General features: G+C 39.9%; 12 protein-coding genes. 9 read left to right on the forward strand and 3 right to left on the reverse strand.

What is annotated here, in order from left to right:
* Positions 1-59 precede the first annotated feature (59 nt).
* On the reverse strand, positions 60-950 hold the full coding sequence (locus B4C48_RS04685; protein ID WP_291354448.1) for a sulfite exporter TauE/SafE family protein: 891 nt from the start codon (positions 948-950) through the stop codon (positions 60-62).
* A 225-nt stretch (positions 951-1,175) separates the two neighbouring features.
* On the opposite strand from B4C48_RS04685, the gene lpxB reads away from it, so the two are divergent.
* A complete protein-coding gene (gene lpxB / locus B4C48_RS04690) occupies positions 1,176-2,369 on the forward strand; it encodes a lipid-A-disaccharide synthase (RefSeq protein ID WP_291354449.1) in 1,194 nt (397 codons plus the stop codon).
* A 1-nt stretch (position 2,370) separates the two neighbouring features.
* On the opposite strand, the gene B4C48_RS04695 is transcribed toward lpxB, so the two are convergent.
* Entirely contained in the window at positions 2,371-3,294 is a 924-nt protein-coding gene (locus B4C48_RS04695; RefSeq protein WP_291354450.1) for an AraC family transcriptional regulator, read from the reverse strand.
* 192 nt (positions 3,295-3,486) lie between these two features.
* Between B4C48_RS04695 and B4C48_RS04700 the strand changes: the two genes are divergently transcribed.
* Complete coding sequence (locus tag B4C48_RS04700; protein WP_291354451.1) at positions 3,487-4,707, forward strand: alkane 1-monooxygenase; 1,221 nt, start codon at positions 3,487-3,489, stop codon at positions 4,705-4,707.
* A gap of 196 nt (positions 4,708-4,903) precedes the next feature.
* Here the strand turns inward: B4C48_RS04700 and B4C48_RS04705 are convergent, their stop codons facing one another.
* Entirely contained in the window at positions 4,904-5,836 is a 933-nt protein-coding gene (locus B4C48_RS04705; protein ID WP_291354452.1) for a LysR family transcriptional regulator, read from the reverse strand.
* A 134-nt stretch (positions 5,837-5,970) separates the two neighbouring features.
* Here B4C48_RS04705 and B4C48_RS04710 point away from each other — a divergent pair, with 134 nt between their 5' ends.
* The 7 genes from B4C48_RS04710 to cobU all read left to right on the forward strand — a co-directional run bounded on the left by B4C48_RS04710 (position 5,971) and on the right by cobU (position 10,826).
* Positions 5,971-6,396 (forward strand): DMT family transporter, encoded by a 426-nt coding sequence (locus tag B4C48_RS04710; RefSeq protein ID WP_291354453.1) that lies wholly within the window; start codon positions 5,971-5,973, stop codon positions 6,394-6,396.
* A gap of 28 nt (positions 6,397-6,424) precedes the next feature.
* On the forward strand, positions 6,425-6,880 hold the full coding sequence (locus B4C48_RS04715; RefSeq protein WP_409449782.1) for a DMT family transporter: 456 nt from the start codon (positions 6,425-6,427) through the stop codon (positions 6,878-6,880).
* Between the two features lie 657 nt (positions 6,881-7,537).
* A complete protein-coding gene (gene ybaK, locus B4C48_RS04720) occupies positions 7,538-8,005 on the forward strand; it encodes a Cys-tRNA(Pro) deacylase (protein ID WP_291354455.1) in 468 nt (155 codons plus the stop codon).
* Positions 8,006-8,061: 56 nt separating this feature from the next.
* Positions 8,062-8,208 (forward strand): hypothetical protein, encoded by a 147-nt coding sequence (locus tag B4C48_RS04725; RefSeq protein WP_291354456.1) that lies wholly within the window; start codon positions 8,062-8,064, stop codon positions 8,206-8,208.
* A gap of 43 nt (positions 8,209-8,251) precedes the next feature.
* The gene (locus B4C48_RS04730; protein ID WP_291354457.1) at positions 8,252-9,475 is read left to right on the forward strand and encodes an MFS transporter; all 1,224 of its coding nucleotides are present in this window, start codon (positions 8,252-8,254) and stop codon (positions 9,473-9,475) included.
* A gap of 224 nt (positions 9,476-9,699) precedes the next feature.
* Complete coding sequence (locus B4C48_RS04735) at positions 9,700-10,311, forward strand: 2'-5' RNA ligase family protein (protein ID WP_291354458.1); 612 nt, start codon at positions 9,700-9,702, stop codon at positions 10,309-10,311.
* Positions 10,308-10,826, forward strand: coding sequence for a bifunctional adenosylcobinamide kinase/adenosylcobinamide-phosphate guanylyltransferase (cobU, locus tag B4C48_RS04740; RefSeq protein ID WP_291354459.1), 519 nt, complete (start codon positions 10,308-10,310; stop codon positions 10,824-10,826). The genes B4C48_RS04735 and cobU overlap by 4 nt, the downstream gene beginning before the upstream one ends.
* Positions 10,827-10,908: the final 82 nt, after the last annotated feature.

A 10,908-nucleotide genomic window follows, 5' to 3' on the forward strand; every position in this document is an offset into this window, starting at 1 on the left:
AATGTTATAAAAAAGATCAATATATAGGTCAAAAAAAAGTGATGAATCGTATAGTTAAATTAAACTTTCATTGCTTTTTCAATAATGATCACTTGCGCTGTAGCCGGTTTTTCTACAGCTTTTGCCTTGACTGGATGCAGCATAAAATTCATGCCTAATGCAAATAAGGTAATGCCCAGAATCTTACGGATAATTTTTTCTGGCAGACGGGAACTGATTAAAGTTCCAATGATAATGGCTGGAATTGAACCGACCAGTAACCATCCGAGCAAATGCAAATCTACATTACCGGAACTCATGTGTCCAAGACCCGCGACTAAAGTCAAAAGCACGGCATGCACGACATCGGAGCCAATAATACGAATCATTGGTAAATTCGGGAACATCAGCACCAGTGCCATAATACCGAAGGCACCTGCACCGACTGATGAAAGGGTTACAAATATACCCAGTACAATACCCATAATAATTATATAAGCACGTTTGTCTTTCGCACGAAAATTGACCTTTTCTAAATCCTGCGTCATATCCAGAGCTTCATCTTTACGGAACTTGTTAAAGAAGCGTTCAATGTGACCACGGAATACAATAGAAATACCGGTTAAGGTCAACATGAAACCTAAAACCATGGTCAAAACAGCTTTGTAACTGCTTGATTGACTGAGATAGTTTTCTAATACCCAATGGGTTGCAAATGATGCGGGGATACTGCCTACAGCCAGCCAGATGACAATCGGCCAGACAATATTCATTTTTTTTGCATGAACTAAAGATCCGCAGAATTTTGAAATTGCCGCATACAGCAAGTCGGTCCCGATGGCGATGTGAGGTTCGATTCTAAACAGGCTGATCAGGATCGGGGTCATTAAGGAGCCGCCACCCACACCTGTAATGCCAACGCAGAAACCGACCAACACACCCGCTAAAATAAATTCCAATGGACCAAACATGTTTATATGCCAAATATCAAAAAACGTGCATATGTTATGACTTTTTCATATAAGTCGTTGTCTTGATTATTGATTTGCTTATTCTAAAAAAAGAAATAGAAAATGGCGTTGATCAGCAGGACGATAAAGCCTCATTTCTGAGGAGAAAAAATCGCTTTGCACCGCTATCATGATTAATCTGAAAGATCAGCTATGTTAAACTTTAAAAAATTTGAGGATAAACACTTGCAAAATCGGAAGCTTAAAATCGGTATCGTGGTCGGGGAAGTGTCTGGAGATACGCTTGGCGCTAAACTCATCCGTAGTTTTCGTGAGCAAGGAATTGATGCCGAATTTGAAGGCATCGGTGGTCCGCAAATGATTGCAGAAGGCTTTAAAAGCTATTATCCGATGGATATTTTATCGGTGATGGGCATTGTTGAAGTCTTAAAAGATATTAAAAAACTGTTTGCAGTCCGTGATGGACTGGTCGATATATGGACTAAAGAGCCGGTGGATGTCTTTGTCGGGATTGATGCACCAGACTTTAATTTGCGCTTATCTAAAAGCTTAAAACAGAAAAATTTACCGATTAAAACTGTACAGTATGTCAGTCCTTCAGTTTGGGCATGGCGACAGGGGCGGGTACATGGCATTAAAGCCAGTATTGATTTGGTGCTGTGTTTATTTCCGTTTGAAAAAGCCTTTTATAAAAAATTTGATGTGCCAGCCGCATTCGTAGGGCATCCACTCGCCAGTCAATTGCCTTTGCAAAATCCTCTGATTGAAGCCAAGCAAGAGCTGGGCTTGAATGTTGAACACAAGCATATTGCCCTGTTACCGGGTAGTCGCCGTGGTGAAATTGAAAGACTCGGTCCATTGGTGCTGGATGCCGCTAAAATCGTGAGTCAAAAGCACCCCGAATATGTATTTTTGATTCCTGCAATTAATGATGCACGCAAGCAGCAGATAGAAGCCTTGCTGCAACAATATCCTGCTGATTTGGTGGCTAAAGTTTGCTTAATGGAAAATACAGACACCGAATCTAAAATTGGTCGTCAGGTCATGAATGCCTCAAATATTGTGGCCTTGGCTTCAGGTACTGCCACTTTAGAGGCAATGCTATTACACCGTCCGATGGTGACGTTTTATAAGTTGAATTGGTTGACTTATTTAGTGGTCAAGTTGCTGATCAAAATTCCGTATTATTCCTTACCGAATATTATTGCGGGTAAAAAAGTCATTCGGGAATTGATTCAAAGTGATGCGACGCCGGAAAATTTAGCTGCTGAAATTGAAAAATTGATGAATGTGGAAACCGCACAAATTCAGGCGATGCAGCATATCACCATGCATAAACAGCTGCTTTCCGGCAATAGTGAAGATCCGGTTCAGGCTATTTTAAGTACCTTGAATGTAGCTCCATCTAATCAAACCTGATTTACTGGAACTGCTGGCGATATTGGCTCGGAGTTAAATTAAACAGGCGTTTAAAGGTCTGGCTAAAGGCCGTTTCGGAAGAATAACCGACACGATGGGCAATTTGCTGGATCGAAAGTTGTCCTTCGCGTAAATGCTGCGACGCTAAACGGAAACGATATTGCTGTAAATAGGCCAATGGTGTTTCGCCAACGATACTGCTAAATAAGGTGGCAAATTTAGAGCGCGACATGCAACATTGTTCAGCCAGACTTTCTACGGTCCAGGCCTGATCGGGCTTACCATGAATAACGGCTAAAGCATTGGCCAGTTCGGTATGCGCCAAAGCTCTAAGCCAGTTATTGGAATCGCTTAACTGGGCAATATAATCGCGTACACATTCAATAAATAGAATACTGACCAGATGATCGAGAATTTTGTCGCGACCCGGACGAATTTGATAGGCTTCTACGGCCAAAAAATGTAATCCAATTTGTAGCCATTCAGGGGCCGTACTGCCGGTAATATGCTGAATATGGATATAGTCGGGCAGGGCATTCAGTAACGGACGCGCCATAATGGTATCGATATGGCAGCGGATTGCCAGAATCAGTGCCGGTTCACCGCTGGTACTTCCAAATTCGATGGTAGCTTGCCTTTTTTTATCGAAAAGACCGGTAATATTAAGTGCTTCCACCAGATTGTCTTTATCATTACTTCGGCAGGTATGGTTTTGCCCTGAAGGGATCAGGATCAAGTCTCCCGCCTCGAGCTGCAGCATTTTCTTCGATTCAAATTGAATGTTGAGCGTGCTCGCCAGAACCACATAGCCAATCATGGCATCCTGTTCCTGATAAGCATAGGCCCAGTGACCTTGCGGTTTTAAATAAATATATTCAGATTTATTGAGATGAATATCGTCAAAAATTTTACTTAAGGCATCCATGTCTTATCGTTCTGTCATCATCTAATAAAAATTATAAAAAGCCTTGCTTGATATCCGTATGTGTTTTTAGGTCAAATATTGGCTAGATATGCCAAGGACGTTTGCATAGCTTTTTTGGACGTTTACAACTGTTCTTGAGGACCTATTTCTAGAAATATAACGTTAGAACAAAAAATAGGGAAGATCGCCAACATGAATGCACCAGTAAATTTAAATCAAGCCACACTTCAGACTATGCCCAATGCTTCAGGTTTAGCCCTCGATAAAAAACGCTATTGGTGGTTATTAAGTCCAGGTTTACCTGTGATCGGTATGGGGATTTTGGCTGGCTATCAGTTTGGTCCAAAGGCGACGAAAAAAATCTTTGCTTTGGGCGGACCTTTATTGCTGCATGTAATTATTCCAACAGTTGACGCTATTGTCGGCAATGACAGTAATAATCCTGATGATGAAGAAATCAAGTCACTTGTAGCGGACCCTTATTATGACTGGATTGTGAAACTGTTTATTCCTTTGCAAATGGCAGCTAATCTATTTGCCGGTTATGTGGTGAGTCGTAAAGAAACCTCTTTTCTGGATCAAATTCTTTTGGGAATTTCCATGGGTGCGATTAATGGCGTAGGTGTCAACACAGCACATGAGCTGTCGCATCGACCGCATAAAAAGGATCATTATCTTGCCCATGCGACCTTAACGCCGCTGTTTTACAATCATTTTCGTGTTGAACATCCTTACGGACACCATAAGCGTGCGGCAACCCCTGAAGATCCGGCATCGTCTAAAATGGGTGAAACCTTTTATGAGTTTTGGCCAAGAACGGTATTTGGGGGAATTAAGTCAGCGGTTGAGATTGAAAAAAACCGTTTAAAACGTAAAGGCTTATCATTTTTTAGTAAGGAAAATGAACTGTTTCAAGGCTGGGCGATGAGTGCAGGTTTTCATGCCACCATGGTGAAGCTATTTGGTAAAGATGTCATTCCATATTTGGCGACCCAAGCTTTTTATGGCATCAGTTTATTTGAAATTATTAATTATATTGAACATTACGGTTTAATGCGCGACAAAAAACCAGATGGCTCATATGCGCGTACCATGCCAGAACATAGTTGGAATAATAATAATATTACTACTAATCTGTTTTTATACCAGTTGCAGCGTCATTCAGATCATCATGCCTATCCGACACGTCCGTTTCAGGCTTTGCGTCATTTTGATGAAGCACCTGAATTGCCAAGTGGTTATGCAACCATGTTATTGCCGGCTTTAATTCCATCGCTCTGGTTTAAAATGATGGATAAACGCGTATTTGACCATTATGAAGGTAATTTAAATAAAGCCAATATTCATCCAAAACGCCGTGCGAAAATTTTCAAGAAATTTGGCGTGCTTGATCGACTGTTAAATAAAGAATAGCGGGAATAAGCTGAACATTTAAGATTTTTTGAATACGTCTTTAATTGATAAATCATAAAAAAAGCCCACTCGAGGGTGAATGGGCTTTTTACAATATCGCATTGTATTGATTCTATATGACAATTTAATTACATTTTGCATAACGTGTATTAGGTTAATTTAAGAAATACTCAAATAAACGTCTTTTTAATAGGTTTCAAAAAGTAAGAATATTATCCCAATAAGGAGGGCTTCCAATTTCCTTTAATATAAAATCTAAAACGGTTCTCACCTTTTTTGAACGAATTCTGTTTTCAGGAGAGACTAAATGAATCCCAACAGCATAAGGTTCTACTGTGCAAAGCCATTTAGGGAGTAATTTAACCAATTGCTTGTTTTTAAAACAATCTTTTTCAAAAATCCATGTAGGGAATAATACAATCCCTCTACCTTCCAATGCCGCTGAAAGCAACACTTCAGCATTGTTACTCTTTAAAGGACCTTGGGGTTCTATTTCATTAGGCTTGTCGAGTTCATCTTGGCGAAAGTACCATCTTTGACTCCCCGAAACGCCTTTATAAACAAGGCATTGATGTTTCTGAATATCTTGAGGTGTTTCAGGTGTTCCGTAGCGCTCAAGGTATTCAGGGCTCGCACTCAATACGTAGGTCTGGTCACATACTTTTCTTGCGATCAGTGCTGAATCTTGCAGTGATCCAATCCGAATCGCAATATCGACACCTTCTTGGACAGGATCAATAAATGTATCTGTCAGGATGAGTTCTACTGAAAGGTCGGGATAGATATCATGCAGTTGATTAACAATGCGAGATATATGTAATCGCCCTAGGGCAACTGCGGTATTAATACGTACCAATCCTCTCACATTTGAATTTTTCCCTGTTGCCTCCTCGTTGGCAAAGTCCAATGTATCGAGTACCTCCTTGATTTGGATATAGTATTTCTCCCCAATTTCAGTCAGCCGAACGGATCGTGTATTACGATAAAAAAGCTGCTGTCCAATGTCTTGTTCAAGTTTAGAAATAAACCGAGATACAGAAGAAGAGGGAACTTGAAAATGTTTGGCTGTCGCAGAAAAGCTGCCAGTAGTCGCGACCATCGCAAAGTAACGTAATGCTTTTAACTGCATTTATACTGTTCCTAAAATTATATTGAGCAATTTTATTATTGTGATTATAGCAATTATGTTTTGAAAAAATGATTAATTGTAGCTTTCTGACAACCCAATATAATTCACATCTCTTCTTCCCTCATAAGTAATGTATGAAACAGTTATGGATTTTACCGTTGGTCTTTTTTGCTGGCATGGGGCTATCTATTGAAGCTGGTTTGCTGGGACCATTGGGTGAAGAAATTGGACATATTTGGGCCACATTAGGCATTTTTGCGTTGGGTTCTATTCTATTAACATTTGGTCTTATTTTTGGTCGTCCACGACTCTCTCTTATGTTCAAACAACCACGCTGGCTACTTACAGGCGGCCTGTTAGGTCCAATATATGTCGTCTCTTTAACTGTAGCTACGCCGATCATTGGCGTTGGCTTGACAATGGTAGGTATTTTATTTGGTCAAGTAGCTACCAGCCTAATTATTGATCATTGGGGCTTATTAGGCAGTAATAAACGGGCTGTAGACAAGTATCGTATCGGGGCACTCATTGCCATTTTAGCTGCGCTCTGGCTCATTTAATAAGGAAGCTTTCCCCATGATTTATATAATGTTACTCGTCGTTATTTTTGGTGGAGCTGTCTTATGTGCCCAGTCATCAATCAATGGTCGTCTAGGTTCAGAAGTAGGAGTATTAGAAAGTTCTTGGTTAACATTTGTGATGGGCACAATTGTTAGCTTCTTAATAGCATTCTTCTTTGAACCAAATTATTCTTTAAATTTATTTACCGCTCCAAGATGGCAGTTAACTGGCGCATTTTTTGGTGTTGCCTATATGTTAATAGTTGTGTTTGCTATGCCTAGACTTGGTGCTGCTGCAACAACTGTTGCTGTAATAAGTGGACAGTTAGTAATGAGTTTATTAATTGATAATTTTGGCTGGTTTAATAATACTGTTATCACTATGGATGGATCGAGAGTTGCTGCTCTTTTACTATTAGCTATTGCACTATTTTGTATTTATAAAAGCAGTGCTACTGCCATAATTCAATCCAAGCCGAATTAAAATTAAAAAGGATTTTATTTTAAAATAGTTTCTTATTTTCCTCTCTATCTAACATAATAGCCGTTATATGAAGTAAATTTTTATATTAATATAATAAATATCAATAACTTAAGAATTAAGACTGACTGAAAAAACCGCAAAAAGCCAACTTTGAAATAAGTTGGCTTTTTTATAATCAATTTTGATACTTATGGCCAATAAATTTGTGCGGTTATTTAATCAATTTAAAACTTTTTCCCATGTTATCAATTAGTCCATTGCTCAAACTATTCCAAATTTTTCAGATAAAAAGAGGATAGTTTTTAGCCGATCTTGTACGCATATGCTCACATCAATTCCGGTTCTTTGCGCCTATACGACCTTACTGTAATTTACTATCATGGGGACATAGAGAACAGGAAGTTCCAGATAAGAATAACAAGAGTAAGAACAAGGAATGTAAGATCAGACAGGAGTCAGATCTAAGCATCAAATACGAAAAAGCCCAACAGGATGTCGGGCTTTTTTTATGTCTAAAAATGATTTCCTGTCACTTCAAACTTTTAATCTCTAAAAATAGACAATAATACCAAGCCAAGGAAAATAGCCTAAGTATGCTAAACATTCATTTCTAAAGAGCATATAATTTACTTATCTCGTGCTTAATATCTTCAAAAAATGACACCAGCCTGCAAAGTTTTAAAATCCAATAAAATTGAATTTTCTATTCATGAATATGAACACGATGCCAATGCGAAAAGTTTTGGCCTAGAAGCAGCCGAGAAATTGGGCTTAAGTGTTGAAGAAGTCTTTAAAACTTTATTAGTCACAGATGATAAGAACTATTTTGTAGCGGTTTTACCGGTGAATCACCAATTAAATTTAAAGAAAGTGGCGGCGGCTGTGGGCTGTAAAAAATTACAAATGGCCGATCCTAAAAATGCCGAACGCTTAACAGGTTATCTGGTCGGTGGAATTAGCCCGGTTGGTCAGAAAAAACGTTTAAAAACAGTCATTGATGCTACGGCCCAAGATTTGCCAAAAATATATGTCAGTGGCGGAAAACGTGGCTTGGATATTGGCTTAAAACCACAAGATTTAGCTCAGGTACTGGGTGCACAATTTGCAGATGTACTGGATTCGTAAAAATCTACTGACTTAATTTTAATCTAATCAGCCCTAAAGAAATTTAGGGCTTTTTTATGCAGGTTTTAGCGATTGACGGTACTGACAAAGCCCAGCAAGATGCGATTAAATATGGCTTGGCTGCACCTACCGAACATAGAGCCACAGCTATTGCATGCAAGACTCAATTACAGCCTGAAAAATGGATTATGGGCTGCCTCTGATCGCTTACCAATGTAGACCAGTATTAGGATTTAACAATAAATAATGGATAAAAATAACAAAATCTTCATTGCCGCAAGTCTGGCGAATGGAGCGAGTTTTTCAATGATTTTACCTTTGCTGGCGCCTCTGGTTCGTCAGTTAAAGCTGTCAGAACTGCAAGGCGGCGCCATGGTGTCAGGTGGAGCATTACTCATGGCAATAGCAGCGATTTATATTTCAAAAAATCAAAATAAATTTTCGATATACCAGTTGCTTAGTCTTGGTTTTATCGGCATGACCATTACATGGGGCATTTTCACAGCCGTTCTGGTTTATGGCCTCTCGGTTCAGGTCTCGTTAATCAGCCTGTTTGGCTTGCTTATGCTAGCGCGTGCAGGAACGGGCGTATTCATGGCAATGCCGCAAATTGCCCTGCAAACCTATGTGATGACGCGTTATGCTGATGAACAACAACGCAGCCAGACCATGTCAAAGTTTGGCGCGTTAAACAGTGTAGGGGTAATTATCGGGCCATTTTTAACCACGTTACTGTTAGCGTGGGGCATATTGGCGCCATTATGGGCTGCGATAATCATCTTGAGTTTGATTAGTCTGGTGATTATGTTTGGCTTTGAACGCAGCATCTCATTGCAATCTTCTCAACCGGATCCTGTGCTTATTGAAACCAATAGCGCATCGGACTTTTCTGTTCAGCAATGTTTTGCCTGGCTGCTGCTTGGCTTTAGTTTATATCTGGCCATTGTGACTGTGAATCTGACCGCTGGTTTTTATATCCAGGATCATTTTCACATGAGTATTGTGCAAAGCGCCGTATATTTTTCCCAGTGTTCCTTGATTGTGGGTATTGCCTTAGTGGTCATGCAAAGCCTGATTTCCAGATATCTACAATGGTCGGTTTACCGCCTGTTATGGGTGGGCATTCTGTGCATGACCGCAGGGCTGCTCATTTCGTTACTGACCGAACAGATTCTTATTTTTCAGTCCAGCTATATTCTTTATGGAATTGCTGTGGCGTGTTTAATTCCTGCTTTTACCACCGGAGCGGCACAAAATGCACCGAAGATGCTGCAAGCCAAAGTTGCCAGCTGGTGTACCGCAACCCAAGCCCTCAGTTTTGTTTTGGGCCCGATCGTGAGCACCGGCTTGTATCAATGGCATAAAAGTTATCCTTATTATTTTTTGCTGTGCTTAATGCTGGGTTTGATAATCTTTTTTTCTATGAAGGTTATGGTGCAGCACAAAAAAAATATTATTGAATCATCATGATATAGCTGATCACGCAAGATTTATCAGTCTGACCTTAAGCTATTGATATACAAAGTTATTGGTTTAAAAAATAAAAGTTCAGATCAGGATTTGCCTACTGAGCTGAATAAATTTCAATATTGGCTGAATATTGTTAAGCCAATGCTTTACTCAATTGCATAAAATTCATGGTTAAATAACATGATTGAATTTAATGTGAATTTTTCGTGTTTTTGAAACCCGCTATGCCGGTTGTACCTACGCTTGCACAGGACTATCCTGAGTGGCATAAAGGACGTACGCATTATTCACTGTGGTATCTGGAAATACAGCAACCCGAATTGCTGCATTATTTACACCATCTGCGTCAGCACTTTTCCGACATGCTGTATACGCCTAATAATCGCCAGTTTCATATCACCTTATTTATTTGTGGATTTTTAACTGCACATAAGCAAAAGTGGGATGATGATTTTAGCCATCAGCAATTACAACAGCAGATTGAAATTTTAAATTCCGAGCTAAAATTTTCATTTAAACTGAAGTCCGGCTACTTAAACAGTTTTGAAAGTGCGCTTTTTATTGAAATTGATGATATGCAAGGAAGTTTGGCCGAGATTCGTCAACAGTTATATGCCTGTTCAAAGGAAGTCGCACCTTTAAACTATTGTCCTCATATCACTTTGGGTCTATATAAAGACTATATCAATAGTGATGCAGTGTTTGAGCGCATGCAAAATATTCCACAGCAGCAATTTGAATTTCAGGTCCAGCAATTAACATTTGGAACCTATCATGCACAAACCTTGCAGGGGCCATTAACACCGTACCATCAATTTATTCTGGGTGATGTATGATCCAACTCATTTTAGGCGGCGCCCGCTCTGGCAAAAGTCGTCTTGCGGAACAAATCGCAAAAGATTCAAATCTTAATGTGGCATATATTGCAACGGCACAAGCTTTTGATGCGGAAATGCAGCAACGTATTCAGCATCATCAGGCACAACGCCCAGCACATTGGACGGTGATTGAGGAACCTCTATATCTGGCCAATTGCTTGATAGAACTGGATCAACCCAAGCAAGTGATTCTGGTCGATTGTTTAACCTTGTGGATGAGCAATTTATTGATGCATGAAAATCCTGAATTACAGATGCATCAATGCCAAAAGCTGCTGGATATTTTACCGATATTAGAGGCAGACGTTATTTTAGTCAGTAATGAGACTGGTCTAGGTGTAGTGCCCATGGGCGAGATCAGCCGCAAGTTTGTGGATGAGTCCGGGCGTTTGCACCAGCAGTTGGGGCAGATTGCCGATAAAGTGATGTTTTGCGTCGCAGGTTTTCCGATGATTTTAAAAGGAGAGAAATAATGAACTGGTGGTTAGATGCGTGTAAGACGCCGAGTGCAGAAGCCAGACAACAAGCTGCAGAGCGTCAATTACAGCTCACCAA

The sequence above is a fragment of the Acinetobacter sp. UBA3106 genome (assembly GCA_002365595.1).
In the GTDB taxonomy this organism is placed as follows: Bacteria; Pseudomonadota; Gammaproteobacteria; order Pseudomonadales; family Moraxellaceae; genus Acinetobacter.